The organism is Vibrio sp. GLN_1 (assembly GCF_043106015.1).
In the GTDB taxonomy this organism is placed as follows: domain Bacteria; phylum Pseudomonadota; class Gammaproteobacteria; order Enterobacterales; family Vibrionaceae; genus Vibrio; species Vibrio parahaemolyticus.
In genome coordinates this window covers 1-16194 of the sequence record NZ_JBICMD010000016.1, presented here as the reverse complement: position 1 = coordinate 16194, position 16194 = coordinate 1, and the positions used below count along the sequence as shown (strand labels likewise).

Annotated in this window: 14 protein-coding genes; 2 read left to right on the top strand and 12 right to left on the bottom strand. The window is 46.1% G+C overall.

The window, feature by feature from the left end:
* Position 1: 1 nt before the first annotated feature.
* From rodA to leuS, 7 genes are all read right to left on the bottom strand, one after another.
* Complete coding sequence (rodA, locus tag ACF8OV_RS07830) at positions 2–1123, bottom strand: rod shape-determining protein RodA (protein ID WP_005483658.1); 1122 nt, start codon at positions 1121–1123, stop codon at positions 2–4.
* A complete protein-coding gene (gene mrdA / locus ACF8OV_RS07825) occupies positions 1123–3048 on the bottom strand; it encodes a penicillin-binding protein 2 (protein ID WP_005483660.1) in 1926 nt (641 codons plus the stop codon). The genes rodA and mrdA overlap by 1 nt, the downstream gene beginning before the upstream one ends.
* Before the next feature lie 29 nt (positions 3049–3077).
* Positions 3078–3548, bottom strand: a complete 471-nt coding sequence (gene rlmH, locus ACF8OV_RS07820) for a 23S rRNA (pseudouridine(1915)-N(3))-methyltransferase RlmH (RefSeq protein WP_005456129.1) — start codon at positions 3546–3548, stop codon at positions 3078–3080.
* Between the two features lie 4 nt (positions 3549–3552).
* Positions 3553–3870: a ribosome silencing factor gene (rsfS, locus tag ACF8OV_RS07815; RefSeq protein WP_005456130.1), complete on the bottom strand. Its 318-nt coding sequence runs from the start codon at positions 3868–3870 to the stop codon at positions 3553–3555.
* Positions 3871–3961: 91 nt separating this feature from the next.
* Complete coding sequence (holA, locus tag ACF8OV_RS07810) at positions 3962–4981, bottom strand: DNA polymerase III subunit delta (protein WP_005496214.1); 1020 nt, start codon at positions 4979–4981, stop codon at positions 3962–3964.
* A gap of 5 nt (positions 4982–4986) precedes the next feature.
* Complete coding sequence (gene lptE / locus ACF8OV_RS07805; RefSeq protein ID WP_005454508.1) at positions 4987–5529, bottom strand: LPS assembly lipoprotein LptE; 543 nt, start codon at positions 5527–5529, stop codon at positions 4987–4989.
* A gap of 171 nt (positions 5530–5700) precedes the next feature.
* Complete coding sequence (gene leuS / locus ACF8OV_RS07800) at positions 5701–8274, bottom strand: leucine--tRNA ligase (protein ID WP_083135482.1); 2574 nt, start codon at positions 8272–8274, stop codon at positions 5701–5703.
* Positions 8275–8429: 155 nt separating this feature from the next.
* Here leuS and ACF8OV_RS07795 point away from each other — a divergent pair, with 155 nt between their 5' ends.
* On the top strand, positions 8430–8900 hold the full coding sequence (locus ACF8OV_RS07795) for a zinc ribbon-containing protein (protein WP_005454505.1): 471 nt from the start codon (positions 8430–8432) through the stop codon (positions 8898–8900).
* A gap of 96 nt (positions 8901–8996) precedes the next feature.
* Here ACF8OV_RS07795 and lnt read toward each other — a convergent pair whose 3' ends face one another.
* The 5 genes from lnt to miaB form a co-directional block, all read right to left on the bottom strand.
* Positions 8997–10514 carry an apolipoprotein N-acyltransferase gene (gene lnt / locus ACF8OV_RS07790; RefSeq protein WP_023623206.1) on the bottom strand — a complete coding sequence of 506 codons (1518 nt, stop codon included), beginning with the start codon at positions 10512–10514 and terminating at the stop codon, positions 8997–8999.
* 39 nt (positions 10515–10553) lie between these two features.
* Positions 10554–11453 carry a CNNM family magnesium/cobalt transport protein CorC gene (gene corC / locus ACF8OV_RS07785; protein WP_005483493.1) on the bottom strand — a complete coding sequence of 300 codons (900 nt, stop codon included), beginning with the start codon at positions 11451–11453 and terminating at the stop codon, positions 10554–10556.
* A gap of 106 nt (positions 11454–11559) precedes the next feature.
* On the bottom strand, positions 11560–12024 hold the full coding sequence (ybeY, locus tag ACF8OV_RS07780) for an rRNA maturation RNase YbeY (RefSeq protein ID WP_017448782.1): 465 nt from the start codon (positions 12022–12024) through the stop codon (positions 11560–11562).
* Between the two features lie 2 nt (positions 12025–12026).
* Positions 12027–13124 (bottom strand): PhoH family protein, encoded by a 1098-nt coding sequence (locus tag ACF8OV_RS07775; RefSeq protein WP_005483495.1) that lies wholly within the window; start codon positions 13122–13124, stop codon positions 12027–12029.
* 74 nt (positions 13125–13198) lie between these two features.
* Positions 13199–14623 carry a tRNA (N6-isopentenyl adenosine(37)-C2)-methylthiotransferase MiaB gene (gene miaB / locus ACF8OV_RS07770; protein WP_005496209.1) on the bottom strand — a complete coding sequence of 475 codons (1425 nt, stop codon included), beginning with the start codon at positions 14621–14623 and terminating at the stop codon, positions 13199–13201.
* 258 nt (positions 14624–14881) lie between these two features.
* Here miaB and ACF8OV_RS07765 point away from each other — a divergent pair, with 258 nt between their 5' ends.
* Positions 14882–16057, top strand: a complete 1176-nt coding sequence (locus tag ACF8OV_RS07765) for a 2-octaprenyl-3-methyl-6-methoxy-1,4-benzoquinol hydroxylase (RefSeq protein WP_140095010.1) — start codon at positions 14882–14884, stop codon at positions 16055–16057.
* The last annotated feature ends 137 nt before the right edge of the window (positions 16058–16194 follow it).

Here is a 16194-nt window from a genome sequence, read left to right as displayed (position 1 = left end):
TCTAGGTCGCCTTAGAGAATGCTTTTCGGTGCGTATGAATCGACATCAAAATGCCAAAACCAGCCATTAGGGTCACCATCGAGGTGCCACCGTAGCTGATCAGTGGTAACGGTACACCTACAACAGGTAGGATGCCACTCACCATGCCGATATTTACAAAAATATACACGAAGAAGCTAAGTACAATACTGCCTGCCATCATTCGTCCAAACGCGGTTTGTGCTTGGCTAGCAAGGTACAAACCTCGACCAATAATGAAGAGATAGATGGCTAATAGGCAAAGGAAGCCAATCATACCCCATTCCTCAGCAATTACTGCAAAGATAAAGTCAGTGTGTCGTTCAGGAAGAAATTCCAGTTGTGACTGCGTACCGTGCAACCAACCTTTACCGGAAATACCGCCAGAACCAATCGCAATTTTACTTTGGATAATGTGGTAACCCGCGCCAAGTGGGTCAGATTCTGGATTGAACAGAGTACGAACGCGAACCTTTTGGTATTCGCGCATCAAGAAGAACCACAAAATTGGTATGAAACCACCTAAGGCAATGGCAGCCGCTGCGATGATCTTCCAACTGATGCCTGCTAGGAAAATAACGAAAATACCTGAAGCCGCAATCAGAATCGACGTTCCCAAATCTGGTTGTTTCGCGATAAGAATCGTTGGTAAGCACACCATGATTAGCGCAACAATCAGCGTTCGGAATGTTGGTGGTAATGGTTGGCGACCTATATAGCGCGCAACCATCAACGGTACCGCAAGTTTGAGTAATTCGGACGGTTGGAATCGAACAAAGCCTAGGTTGAGCCAGCGTTGCGCACCTTTCGAGGCCTCTCCAAAGAACAGTACGCCAAATAGTAAAACTACACCGGCAACAAACATTAGTGGCGCCAGGCTTTCATATGTTCGTGGAGAAAGTTGAGCCAGAACCACCATCACGACAAGAGACAATACCATGCGCATTGCTTGGCGATCCATCATCTCCAAACTTTGTCCGCTGGCACTGTACATGATCACAAGACCAAAACCCATTAAAGCAAAGATGCCGAGTAGGAGGGGCAAGTCGATATGGAAGCGCTCAAACAAGGCGCGGTTTTTACCTGTAGAGGGATCCATCTTCATTAGCGTGTAACCTCTTTTTGCGCGTTGGTTTTGTCATCTTCTGGTTTGATTTCTTCTGGGCCAAGTACCACTCGGTCAAAGATTTTTCTCGCCATTGGACCACCGTTACTTGAGCCACCGCCTGCGTTTTCTAGCACGAGAGTAACGATAACTTTTGGATCGTCAAACGGAGCAAAGCCCGTAAACAGGGCGTGGTCACGCAAGTGTTCCGCGATTTCATCTGCGTTGTACTCTTCGTTCTCGCCCAAGCCAAAGACCTGCGCTGTACCTGATTTACCGGCTGTCTGGTAGCTCATATTGTAGAAAGAACGACGAGCTGTACCACGAGTACCATGGTTTACACGGCGCATACCTTCTTTCGCAATATCCCAGTATTTTTCTGGCACATTTTGAATCGGTGGGTAGGTTACGTATTCAGAGGTTTCTTGTTCCTCAAAGTTATCACCATTATCGATGGTGGACTTTAGGAGGTGAGGAGCGGAAACCGCACCATTATTCACTAACACCGATGTTGCTTTCGCAATTTGCATTGGTGTCGCCGTCCAATAGCCTTGGCCGATACCAACAGGAATGGTGTCACCTTTATACCAAGGCGTTTTGTGACGAGACATCTTCCAATCACGAGTTGGCATATTAGCCTTACTTTCTTCGTAGATATCGATGCCTGTGTAGTCACCAAAACCGAACATCATCATCCAGTTTGAAATTCGGTCGATCCCCAAGTCATAAGCAATTTGGTAGTAAAACGTATCAACAGACTCTTCAATGGATTTAATGACATCTACGCGGCCATGTCCCCAACGCAACCAGTCACGGAATGGACGAGTGTCTGAGTTAGGAATGCGCCAATAACCTGGGTCGTTGCGAGTAGTATTTGGCGTTATTACGCCTTCTTGCAACGCTGCGACAGCCATAAATGGCTTGATTGTTGAAGCTGGCGGATAAATACCTAGCGTCGTGCGGTTTACCAACGGGCGGTTTTTATCGTTCAACAAATCGCGATAGGCTTTACCAGAAATGCCGTGGACAAAAGCGTTCGGGTCGTAACTTGGGCTAGACACCATAGCTAGCACCCCATTGTCACGAGGATCAAGCACGATAGCGCTGCCACGTCGACCATCCAAAAGCTGATGAACGTAAAGCTGCAAGTTGATATCGAGGTTTAAGACAATGTCTTTGCCCGGAACTGGCGGTACGTACTTTAACGTGCGAATCACGCGTCCTCGGCTGTTGACTTCCACTTCTTGGTAGCCAGCAGTGCCGTGCAGCAGATCTTCGTAGTATTTTTCGATGCCCAACTTACCGATGTCACGAGTCGCTTGGTAGTTGGCGTCTTTTTCTTCTCGAATCAAACGCTGCATGTCGCGGTCATTGATACGAGAAACATAGCCGATTACGTGCGTTAACACTTCCCCGTAAGGATAGTAACGTTTGAGTGTGGCACTGATTTCAACACCAGGAAAACGGTATTGGTTGACGGAAAAAACCGCGACCTGCTTTTCGTTCAGCTGAGTTAGCAATGGGACGGATTTGAATCGACGGGTACGCTTACGCTCACGATGGAAGCGTTCGATCTGTTCTGGTGTGATTTCCAGAATGGTTTGCAATTCTTGGATAGTAGCGTCGATGTCTTTGATTTTTTCTGGAGTCAGCTCCAAGTTAAAGACAGGACGGTTTTCGGCTAACAGGACACCATTTCGGTCGTAGATAAGACCGCGGTTTGGCGCAATAGGAACCACTTTGATGCGGTTGTCATTTGAACGGGTTTGATAATCTTGAAACTGGTTCACCTGAATGTTGTACATATTGGCGACCAGCAAGCCCATCAATATAACGATGCCGAAAAAAGCAACGATAGCGCGGCTGGCGAACAGGCGCGCTTCGGCTTGATAATCTCGGATTTGACTGCGGCGTCTACGAATCATTAACGCTTGGCTCTAAAGTTAAACAACGATTATTCGCGATGGTAAGGGTGGTTAGCGGTAATGCTCCACGCTCGGTATAAGCTCTCTGCCATGACGATACGCACAAGTGGATGCGGTAACGTTAGCGCTGACAGTGACCAACTTTGGTCGGCTGCGGCTTTACATGCAGGTGCTAAACCTTCAGGACCACCTATCAGAATAGAAACGTCACGACCATCGAGTTTCCAAGCTTCTAGCTGCTCTGCCAGTTGTGGGGTGTCCCACTTTTTACCGGGAATATCTAGGGTCACGATACGATTGCCTTTTGGCACTGCTGCTAACATCGCTTCGCCTTCTTTTTGTAGAATTCGAGCAATATCAGCGTTTTTGCCGCGTTTTCCTGCTGAGATTTCAACCAACTCAAGTGGCATATCATGAGGGAAACGACGACGGTATTCTTGGAAGCCTTCTTCAACCCACTTTGGCATTTTTGTGCCAACGGCAATTAGTTGAATTTTCAAAAGATTAACCCCAGAGTTTTTCTAGTTGGTACAGAGAGCGGTGTTCTTCCTGCATGACATGCAGCATTGCGTCGCCCATATCTAGGACAACCCATTCACCTTCGTTTTCTCCTTCCATACCTAAAGGTTCAAGGCCTGCTTTTTTTACTTCAGATGCAACGTGATCGGCGATGGATGAAACGTGGCGTTTAGACGTACCCGTACAAATGATCATGTAGTCTGTTACGCTGGATTTGTCTTCCACGTTTAGGATGACAATATCTTCCGCTTTCATATCGTCGGCTTTGTCTGCTAAAAAGTCTTTCAGTTCTTCGCGAAGCACTCGGTTTTCCTCGGGTTATCTCTTTTTACATCTCATCTATTTTGCGTGTAGTTGGGCAAAATAGGTCGCGCACTATAGCACGCTTTGATTTTTAAATTGCCAGCTTAATATCAGGAGAGCAGGTTTCTAAGCTCAATTGATGAATAGTTGGCCAGACGGACTCGTCATACTGGGTTTTGGCTTTAATCTCAGCTTGCGCAAGCAAGGAGATTAGGGCACATATACGGCTTGCTGATAAGCGCATTAACGCGGCGTTATAAAGCGGACGTTTATTTTGCCAAACGCGATACTTCTCAAAGACTTGGCTAATCGACATTTGAGTCAGATCTTGATGCATGCTTAATAGTTGATTGAACTCTTTCTGCACACTTCGGATGAGAATGACCGTTTCAATGCCTTCGGCTTCTAATTGACGCAGGATGCGTTGAGCACGATTAGCTTTACCTGCAAGTAACGCATCAATCCAATTAAACGTCGTAAAGTGGTTGTGTCGACTTAAGGCTTCCTCTAAGCGTACAACAGTCAGTTCGCCATCAGGATAGAGCAAAGCCAGTTTCTCTAGACTCTGAGAAAGTGCAAATAAGTTGCCTTCATGCCACTGTGCCAACATCTGTAAGGATTGCTGATCGGGCTTTAAACCTAATGCGCGGCAGCGCGTTTGCACAAACATAGGCAAACGCTGAAGATCCGGCGTTAAGCAGCTGACCCAATCGCCTTTGGTATTCAGTGCTTTAAACCATTTGGCATTTTCTTGCGCTTTAGTCAGCTTCGTTCCGATGATCACTAGCATGATGTCATCATGCAACATGTCACACAGAGTCTGTAGCTCTTTGCTGATGGCTGTGGTGACACCGCTTTCTGGGATCTCAAGCTCAATGAGTTGTCGACTAGAAAATAAGCTCAGAGCTTGAAAGCAGTCATACACTTGGTTCCAATCTAAACTTGCATCGACAGCAAAACGGTGTCTTTCTTCAAAACCATGTTGTAGAGCGGTTTTTTGAATCGCTTGGCGGCTTTCTTGGATCAGTAGCGGTTCGTTTCCGAAGATCAGATAAACCTGCTTTAAGTGTTTGGCTAGATGGTCAGCTAGCTTGTCAGCATAAATTCGCATGTTGATTAAGAGTTTGTTTTCTCAGTTGGCGCTGCAATTTGCCCCGCTTCGTACTCAGCACGGATTCGGCCAAGTTGACGCATCATTTGTTTCGCTGCTTGTTGACGCATCTCGTCTTCGATTACGTCACGTTCAACCGATTTTGCCAATGCTGTTAGCGGGTTGTCTAAGTAGTTGCGGTTCACGGTTGTGGTGAAATTTTTTGAGCCAAACCCTGGAATTGTGACGCGATATTGCACCACGTAAGTCAATTCTTTTTCTGCCGCACGACTGTTTTGGTAAAGCGAGAGCGTTCGCTCATCCATGGTTGCTTTGATTAAATGCAGATTTGGTACTGAAGATGACGGCTGAACTAGGTCAACTTTGTTGAGTTGCAGCTGAGAGCGTACATAGCGTGTGAGTTTGCTGTATTCATCGTAGCTAGAGAATGACATGGTGTGCAGCTCTTCCGGAACGGAATACTCGCCACGAAGGTGAAAACCACAGGCAGAAAGAAGCCCCGCTAGTACCAATACCACTGGTAGTTTAATCAAAGAGAAAAAGCGCATTGATTGTATTCATCCTAAATTGAAGGGGTTATTTACCTTAAACCACTCACTGCGAATGGTTTGAGGTAAATAAACAGGGTAGTGAACTACCCTGTTTAAAGACTCTTAGCGCGCGAATTAGTTCGCTCTGCGTTGCGTTATTGCAAGCTGTAATTTGCTTACAGTGACCGCTTAGTTTGCAACGATGTTCAGCAGTTTACCTGGTACGTAAATTACTTTACGGATTGTTAGGCCATCTGTGAACTTAGTAACGTTTTCGTCGTTTAGACCAAGCTCTTCAACTTGTTCTTTCGTTGCGTCTGCCGCTACTGTTAACTTCGCACGTAGCTTACCGTTAACTTGAACAACGATAGTTTTTTCGTCTTCAACTAGCGCTTTCTCATCAAACGTTGGCCATGCTGCGTTGTCGATGTCTGCTTCACCTAGCGCAGCCCATAGTTCGTATGAGATGTGCGGAGTGATTGGGTAAAGCATCGTTACAACTGCTTTTAGCGCTTCATCAAGAATTGCACGATCTTGTGCAGATTCTTGAGGCGCTTTCGCTAGCTTATTCATCAGTTCCATGATTGCTGCGATTGCTGTGTTGAACGTTTGACGACGAGCGATATCGTCAGTCACTTTCGCGATAGTTTTGTGAACGTCTCGACGAAGTGCTTTTTGCTCACCAGAAAGTGCTGCTGTATCCACTGCTTCTGCTGCGCCTTTCTCTGCGTGTTCTTTCACTAGTTTCCAAACACGTTTTAGGAAGCGGTTTGCACCTTCTACGCCAGACTCTTGCCACTCAAGCGTCATGTCTGCTGGAGATGCGAACATCATAAATAGACGCACTGTATCAGCACCGTACTTGTCTACCATCTCTTGAGGGTCGATACCGTTGTTTTTAGACTTAGACATTTTGATCATGCCTGAGTGTGTTACATCACGGCCTTCGTTGTCTTTAGCAGAAATGATGCGGCCTTTACCGTCACGCTCTACAGCAACATCTGTTGGTGCAACCCACTCTTTACCGCCTTTCTCGTTCTCGAAGTAGAACGCGTCAGCCAGTACCATGCCTTGACATAGTAGTTGTTTGAACGGCTCGTCAGACGTTACGTAGCCTGCATCACGTAGCAATTTGTGGAAGAAGCGTGAGTACAATAGGTGCATACAAGCGTGCTCGATACCGCCGATGTACTGGTCTACTGGTAGCCAGTAGTTTGCTTTTTCTGGATCTAGGATATCGTCAGCTTGTGGTGAACAGTAACGTGCGTAGTACCAAGAAGATTCCATGAACGTATCGAACGTATCTGTCTCACGTAGAGCCGGTTCGCCGTTGAATGTGGTCTTCGCCCATTCTTTGTCTGCTTTGATTGGGCTGGTTACGCCGTCCATTACCACGTCTTCTGGAAGAATCACTGGTAGTTGGTCAGCAGGTACTGGGTGAACTTCACCGTCTTCAGTGGTTACCATTGGGATTGGTGCGCCCCAGTAACGTTGACGAGATACACCCCAGTCACGTAGACGGAAGTTAACCGTCTTAGTGCCTTTACCTTCCGCTTCTAGCTTCGCTGCAATTGCATCGAATGCCGCTTGGAATTCTAGGCCGTCGAACTCACCTGAATCGAACAATACACCTTTTTCTGTGTATGCCGCTTCAGAGATGTCTAGCTCGCTACCATCTGCTGGTTTGATCACTGGGATGATGTCTAGACCGTACTTAGTTGCGAATTCGAAGTCGCGTTGGTCGTGTGCAGGTACTGCCATTACAGCGCCTGTACCGTAGTCCATCAATACGAAGTTTGCGACGTAAACTGGTACTTCACGACCGTTCAATGGATGAATAGCAGTAAGGCCAGTCGCCATACCTTTCTTCTCCATTGTCGCCAGTTCAGCTTCAGCAACTTTGGTGTTCTTACATTCTTCGATGAATGCAGCAAGCTCTGGGTTGTTCTCTGCAGCTAGCGTTGCTAGAGGGTGACCCGCTGCGATACCAACGTAAGTCACACCCATTAGCGTGTCTGGACGCGTTGTGTAAACTTCTAGGTCTTGTTGACCTTTTACTTCAAATTTCAGTTCCACACCTTCAGAGCGACCAATCCAGTTGCGTTGCATGGTCTTAACCATTTCTGGCCAACCTTCAAGTTTGTCTAGATCGTCAAGTAGCTCTTGCGCGTATTCTGTGATCTTGATGAACCACTGAGGGATCTCTTTTTGCTCTACTGGAGTGTCACAACGCCAGCAGCAGCCGTCTTCAACCTGTTCGTTTGCAAGAACGGTTTGGTCATTTGGACACCAGTTAACAGAAGACGTTTTCTTGTAAACTAGGCCTTTTTCGTAAAGCTTAGTGAAGAACTCTTGTTCCCAACGGTAGTACTCAGGCGTACAAGTTGCGAATTCACGATTCCAGTCGTAGCCAAAACCTAGCAATTTAAGCTGGTTTTTCATGTATTCGATGTTTTCGTAAGTCCATGGCGCAGGTGCTGTGTTGTTTTTCACCGCTGCGTTTTCTGCTGGTAGACCGAACGCATCCCAACCAATTGGTTGCATTACATTTTTGCCTTGTAGGCGTTGGAAGCGAGATACTACGTCACCGATGGTGTAGTTGCGCACGTGACCCATGTGCAGTCGACCACTTGGGTATGGGAACATAGATAGACAGTAGAATTTTTCTTTATTTGGGTCTTCACTTACAACAAAGGTCTTGTTGTCATCCCAGTGCTTTTGAACTTTCTGTTCAATGTCTTGTGGATTGTATTGTTCTTGCATCGATGATATCCGGTTATCTTGGAATTTGTGAGTTCGGTTAGAACAGACTTAAATAGATCGTCATAGAATACCTAAAGCTAGGGATCACAACAATAGCCAATCTGTACCCATGCGCACTGAATGCGCCTAGGTAGGAGAAAGAATGGAGGTCAGTTATGCCTAAACGTAAAACAGGTTATGAGGAAATGCTCGAGGATGTGATTGAAACCTTGAAGCAAAGTCCGGAAGAAGTTAACAAAGCTTTAGAAACGTCGGGCAAAGTGGTGGAAGCCGCCAATGACTTGACCAAAGATGAGTTGGCCTTAATTGCCGCGTATGTGAAAGCCGACTTAAAAGAGTTTTCTGAGAGCTATGAAGACAGCAAAAGCGGTCCTTTTTACTTAACGGTAGCGGATTCCATTTGGCAAGGCTTACTAGAGATTACGGACCGTACCAAAGTGGAGTGGGTAGAGCTCTTTGATGACTTGGAGCATCAAGGCTTGTATGAAGCTGGCGAGGTTATCGGCTTAGGCACACTTGTCTGTGATGAGTGCGGACATAAAACTACCTACAACCATCCAACTATCATTATTCCTTGTATCAAATGTGGCCACAAAGGCTTTAGTCGTCAGTCCTTGAAACCATAGCCATCTATACAATCTTTTTGTATTTGCTTGATAAGCAAAAAAAGAGGCCGTGTGGCCTCTTTTTCGTTATTCGTCTTATGTTTAAAATTGACGTTTTTAGTCTTTCTTTCTCGGTAACCACCAAGCCAGCATTAAACTCAGCGCAACCCAAAAATACAATGGCCAAGTGCCAAACGTTCGGTATGGTGTTGTTCCATCTGTTGGGGTGAGCTCTGCACGTAGTACAGCTGTTTCAAATTGAGGAACTTGCTCTACAATCTTGCCTTTATAATCGGTTACTGCTGTTAAGCCGTTGTTTGTTGAACGGATCAGCGGTTTGCCCAGTTCCAGAGCACGCATACGAGCGATTTCCATATGCTGAAGTGGTCCAATCGAATGTCCAAACCATGCATCGTTCGAAAGCGTTAGAATGAAGTCGGTTTCGTCAGTAACGTTTTGACGCACTTGTTCATTGAAAATGATCTCGTAACAGAGCGCTGGTGCCATGTGCATGCCGTTAGCAACGATATTAGGTTGCACGAACGCCCCACGGCTAAACGACGACATTGGTAAATTGAAGAATGGAGCCAGCGGGCGCAAGATATCTTCAAACGGGACAAACTCACCAAACGGTAATAGGTGATGCTTGTGGTAGCGTTCGCTCATATCAAGGCTGTAATCACCGTATGGTGTGACGCCTAGCGACAGAATGCTGTTATAGAACTGCTTGTCTTCCGATTGATTAACAATGCCTGTGATGATGGCGCTGTTGTTCATCTTCGCGGCACTGTCGATGTTGCTCAAGAAGGAAGGTACTTCAACTTCAAATGCTGGGATTGCTGCTTCTGGCCAGACAATGATGTCGGCGTCCCAGTTTTCACGCGTCAGGTCGGCGTACTTCATGATGGTTGGCCAGCGTTGGCTTGGCAGCCATTTGAGGTTCTGGTCGACGTTACCTTGAATCAACGCCACTTTGGTGGTGTCTTCTGGGCGAGGTGTCACCCAATCATATTGGCGAATCCCAAAACCTGCGCTCATCAAAACAACAGGGATGATAATCATCAACCACTGTTTGTGAATCCACGCATATGCTAATGCACCTGCACTAATAAGAACAAACAGCGTGAGCAGTTCTACACCACCGATCGGTGCAAAGCTTGCTAGTGGCGCATCAATTTGACTATAGCCCAACCACAACCAAGGGAAGCCAGTCATCACCCAACCGCGTAACCAATCGGTAATTAGCCATAATGCCGGAGCAGCAAGAAGCGCTTTACTGAGGCTAAATTGAGGGAAAAACTTATTGTTTAGCCAAGCGAACAATCCGGAATAAACTGCAAGGTAGGCAATGAGCATACCCATCAAGAAGAGGTTCGCAATCAGCGGCATCCCGCCGAAGCCAGAAATGCTGACATAAACCCAGCTAACACCTGTTGCAAATTGGCCTAATCCCCAAGCATAACCTATCCAAAGCGCGCGCTTAGGCGTTTGGTTTGCAAGAAGAATTAGCAATATTGCAGGGCTAAGAATGGCAATTGGCCATAACTGGTAAGGAGCAAATGCTAGGGTAGTGGAGGCGCCAACAAAAGCGGCCGCTAAGGGCCGCTTGAGGCGATGAAAGAGTAAATTCATCATTATTGTTTTTTCTGATATTCCCGGTAGTAGGGTATCGCGTTACTCTTGAGTGGCTTCAACCAGCGTTTCTTCGTCTGGAATGGTCACTTGGAGTTGAATGACACGACGGTTATCGGCAGCGGTGACTTTGAAGTTGTAGCCTTCAATTTCGACCAATTCGCCGCGAGAAGGTAAGTGACCAAAGGCAGTCATGACCATGCCACCTACCGTATCTACTTCTTCATCGCTGAAGTTGGTACCGAATGTCTCATTAAACTCTTCGATGGTTGTCAGCGCTCTGACAGCAAACGTATGCTTGCTTAGCTTACGAATGTCTGTTTCTTCGCTTTCATCGAATTCATCTTCGATATCCCCGACGATTTCTTCCAGGATATCTTCAATGGTCACAAGACCAGAAACACCACCGAATTCATCGACAACAATCGCCATATGATAGCGTTCTTCACGGAACTCTTTTAGCAGGCGGTCAACACGTTTGCTTTCCGGTACCACAACTGCAGGTCGAATTACTTCTTCAATATCAAATGGGTTACTGCCTGAGCCTAAGTATTTAAGTAAGTCCTTCGCAAGAAGAATACCTTCCACATGGTCTTTATCTTCGCTGATTACTGGGTAGCGAGAGTGCTGAGCATCGGTAATAAGTGCGATTAGAGTATCTAAATCGTCAGTGCGCTCAACGGTGACCATTTGCGAACGCGGGATCATGATGTCACGCACACGCATTTCGGAGATTTCCATAACACCTTCGAGCATATCGCGAGTGTCGTGGTCAATCAGGTCATTTACTTCTGAGTCGCGGATTACATCCACAAGCTCTTGGCGGTCTTTTGGTTCGCCTTGAAATAGTTGACCTAGGCGTTCAAAGAAGGACTTTCTACTCGGACCTTCTGCCTTTTCTTTCTTACCTTCGTTAGAAGAGGGAGAATTATCTTCGTTCATTGTTTCTCAATTAAGTAACGCTATCAGACGTGTGATAGCTCACGTAGAGAGGCGAACGCGAGAACTGTTTTATTGGTTCGCCTTTCCCTGTCGAGTACCCAAAGGGTTACTCTTTTTCAGCAATATAAGGGTCTTCATAACCCATACCTTGCATGATTTCGGTTTCGAGTGACTCCATCTCTTCAGCTTCGTCATCCTCGATATGATCATAACCTAGCAGATGCAAGCTGCCATGTACAACCATATGCGCCCAATGTGCTAACAGAGGCTTATTCTGTTCAATTGCCTCTTTTTCAACAACTTGGCGGCAAATAATAAGATCGCCCAAAAGGTCAATCTCCATGCCAGGAGGCGCTTCAAATGGGAAAGAAAGCACATTCGTCGGCTTATCTTTACCACGATACTCATGGTTAAGATCGTGGCTTTCTTTCTCATCGACAATTCGAATTGTCACTTCTGCTTGAGGTTGGAAAAGAGGGATGGTCTTGTCTAACCAAAGTTGGAAGTCTTGCTGCGAAGGTAGGCCTTCTTCATTTTCGACTGCCAGTTGCAGATCAAGTTCAATTGCCATTTTTATTCCTTAGTTGCAGCGACTTGAGCGCTAAGTTCTGCTTTCGCTGCTTCTAACAGTTTAGCATCACGCTCTTCACGGCGACGTTTCTCGAACTCTTTACGTTCTTTTTGATCTTGCGCTTCCCACTTCTCGTAGGCGTTGACGATGCGAGCAACCACTGGGTGGCGAACAACGTCATCTGCTTGGAAGAAGTTAAAGCTAATGTCGTCGACTTCACTGAGCACTTCAATCGCATGACGAAGACCTGACTTCGCCCCACGAGGTAAGTCTATCTGAGTGACGTCACCAGTAATAACCGCACGCGAATTGAAACCAATACGAGTCAGGAACATTTTCATCTGTTCAACGGTGGTGTTCTGACTTTCATCTAAAATGATGAAAGCATCGTTCAGCGTACGACCGCGCATGTATGCCAGAGGAGCAACCTCTATAACGTTGCGTTCAATCAGCTTCTCAACTCGCTCGAAGCCTAGCATCTCGAATAATGCGTCGTACAGTGGACGAAGGTATGGGTCAACCTTTTGGCTTAAATCACCAGGTAAGAAACCCAGTTTTTCACCCGCTTCTACCGCCGGACGTGTCAAAAGAATGCGACGAATTTCTTGGCGTTCTAGTGCATCAACTGCTGCTGCAACGGCAAGGTAAGTCTTACCTGTACCTGCAGGACCAATACCAAAAGAGATGTCGTGCGTAACCATATTGACCAAGTATTGAGCTTGGTTTGGTGTGCGCGGTTTAATGACGCCTTTTTTGGTTTTTACGAACACTTCTTTACCGTGCGCAATACTTGATTCGGTATTTTGTTCTAATACGCCTGACTCTTTGATCGCCAGATGAATTTGTTCTGGTTCGATATCTGGGATCTCGCCACGCACAGGCGCAGTATCTACATAAAGCGTTTTTAGAATGTCCAGCGCAGCCGCTGAGGTGTGAGGCTTACCAACAATGGTAAAATGGTCACTACGATGGTTGATTTCAACGCCTAGACGGCGTTCTAAATGCTTGATGTTGTCGTCGAATGGACCGCACAGGCTAGCAAGTCGGCGGTTATCTGAAGGTTCTAGGTTAATTTCTAGAGTTACGATTTTATTGCTCAATGTTGCCTCTCATTTTATGCCACTCAATGAGAGCCTGATGACGACCAGGCTCTCCATGGCGATTTATACGAGCTTTATGGCGTAAAAGTAGCTACACCTAGCTCATCTTCGCGACGTGTTTTCGCCATCATTTGTGTTGGAGAAATCACACTACGAAGGTCCATGTCTTTTTCTGTACGTACTAGCTCACCACGTAGCGAGTTTGCAAATACGTCCGTAATCTTCACGTCAACGAACTGACCAATTAGGTCTGCGCTACCTTCAAAGTTTACTACACGGTTGTTTTCTGTACGAGCGCGCAGTTCCATTAGGTTTTTCTTAGAAGGGCCTTCAACCAGTACACGCTGCTCAGTACCAAGCATTAGGCGTGAGTAACGCATTGCTTGTGCATTGATGGTTTGTTGCAGCTCGTATAGACGCTCTTTTTTCACTTGCTCTGGAATATCACAAGGGTAATCTGCCGCTGGTGTACCTGGACGAGGTGAGAAGATAAAGCTGAAGCTCATGTCAAAGTCTACGTCTTTGATTAGCTTCATTGTGTCTTGGAAATCTTTGTCTGTTTCACCAGGGAAACCAACAATAAAGTCAGAACTGATTTGGATATCAGGACGCGCTTTACGTAGTTTACGGATGATTGACTTGTACTCGATAGCTGTGTGAGGACGCTTCATCATCGTTAGAATACGGTCACTACCACTTTGTACTGGCAAGTGCAGGAAGCTTACTAGCTCTGGTGTATCTTCATAAACAGCAATGATGTCGTCTGTAAACTCTAGCGGGTGGCTAGTCGTGAAACGAATACGGTCGATACCATCAATAGATGCAACGAGACGAAGCAGTTCAGCAAAAGAGCAGATCTCGCCGTCGTGCATAGGGCCACGGTATGCGTTTACGTTTTGACCTAGTAGGTTAACTTCACGTACACCTTGTTCCGCTAGCTGTGCAATCTCGAATAACACGTCATCCATTGGACGACTAACTTCTTCACCACGAGTGTATGGTACAACGCAGTAAGTACAGTATTTTGAACAGCCTTCCATGATAGAAACAAACGCCGTCGCACCTTCTGCACGTGGCTCAGGTAGGCGGTCGAACTTTTCAATCTCTGGGAACGAAATGTCCATTACCGGTGCATCGTCAGTTTGAGATTGTTTGATCATCTCAGGTAGGCGGTGCAGAGTTTGAGGGCCAAAGATTACGTCAACGTATGGTGCACGCTCACGGATGTGGTCACCTTCTTGTGTTGCTACACAACCACCTACACCGATAACTACGCCAGGTTTTTTATCTTTTAGTGTTTTCCAACGGCCTAGCTGGTGGAAAACTTTTTCTTGCGCTTTTTCACGGATCGAACAGGTGTTAAGTAGAAGTACGTCTGCTTCCTCTGGCTCTTCCGTCAGCTCATAGCCGTTTGCAGCATTAAGCAGGTCGGCCATTTTTGATGAATCGTATTCGTTCATCTGGCAGCCCCAGGTTTTAATTAGCAGTTTCTTACTCATCTCACTTTCGCTCGTTCAGTTGTACTTAAATTGGAGAGCTATTGCTCAAATTATAGCCGCCATCACGGCGGTAAGCGGCGTATTGTACTGCTTTAAAAAGCACCTGACTAGTGATCTGACGAATTCTCTGCAAACCCTGATGAAATCTAGTTTTTTGCCCTATATACAGCAAGGTTTTTTGTTAAACAATTTTGTAAAAATAGCCTCGGAACGTACAATTGAAAAACGCCAAATAATCAGCATGATGAAGAGCAAAAAATGAACAAGTATGACATCGCCGTAATCGGTGGCGGCATGGTCGGGGCAGCTGTCGCGGTTGGATTTGCCAAGCAAGGTAGAAGCGTAGTGGTAGTTGAAGGAGCGGAGCCTAAAGCATTTGATGCTGCTCAAGCTCTGGACGTGCGAGTTTCTGCTATTTCACATCAATCGGTGAAATTACTTGAATCATTAGATGCTTGGTCGGCGATCGAAGCAATGCGCGTATGTCCCTATCGTCGTCTGGAAACTTGGGAGCATCCTGAGTGTCGTACTCGTTTTCATTCTGATGAGCTTTCATTGGATCAACTTGGCTACATCGTTGAAAACCGCCTAATCCAACTTGGCCTTTGGCAAGCTTTCGCTCAATTCGACAACTTAACGGTGAAGTGTCCTGAGCGATTAAAAGACATCGACTTCAATGATGGAAACCGTATCAAGCTAGAAAGCGGCGAACAGTTTGATGCGAACTGGATCATTGGCGCTGATGGTGCCAATTCTAAAGTACGTCAGCTAGCGGGTATTGGCGTGACTGCTTGGGATTACCGTCAACATTGTATGCTCATCAATGTTAAGACTGAGTTGCCACAACAAGACATTACTTGGCAACAGTTCACCCCTAGTGGGCCTCGCTCTTTCCTACCTTTGTGTTCATTGACAGAAGATGGACAAGAAGTCGGGCAAGGATCTCTAGTTTGGTATGATTCCCCAAAACGAATCAAACAGCTTTGCGCGATGACCAAACCTCAATTAAGAGAAGAGATCGTGCGTCACTTTCCTAAAGAGCTTGGAGATATCGAAGTTCTGCAGTTTGGTTCCTTCCCTTTGACGCGTCGACACGCGCAATCTTATTCGCATAGAGGTTGTGTGCTAGTTGGTGATTCAGCGCATACAATCAATCCATTAGCGGGGCAGGGCGTGAATTTAGGCTTTAAAGACGTTGATGTATTGCTATCAGTGACACAAGGGCAAGATGAGTTAACGGATGCTCTATTAGCAAAATATGAGCGTACTCGTCGCCCGGATAATCTTCTAATGCAGACCGGTATGGATTTTTTCTATAAAGGCTTTAGCAATGATTTGGGGCCTTTGAAGTTTGCACGCAATGCAGCATTAAAGCTGGCTGAAAATTCAGGGCCGATCAAAGCACAAGTATTGAAGTACGCGTTAGGTATGTAGGCTAAGTATTACGTAGCAAACCAGATAGAAAAAAAGCGAGCCATGAGCTCGCTTTTTTAATTCGGTAAATCAAAGATCTACCGAGTCCAGAATCGGAAAAAAGAAAAAACCCAGCAAATCAATGCTGGGTTTTCAAT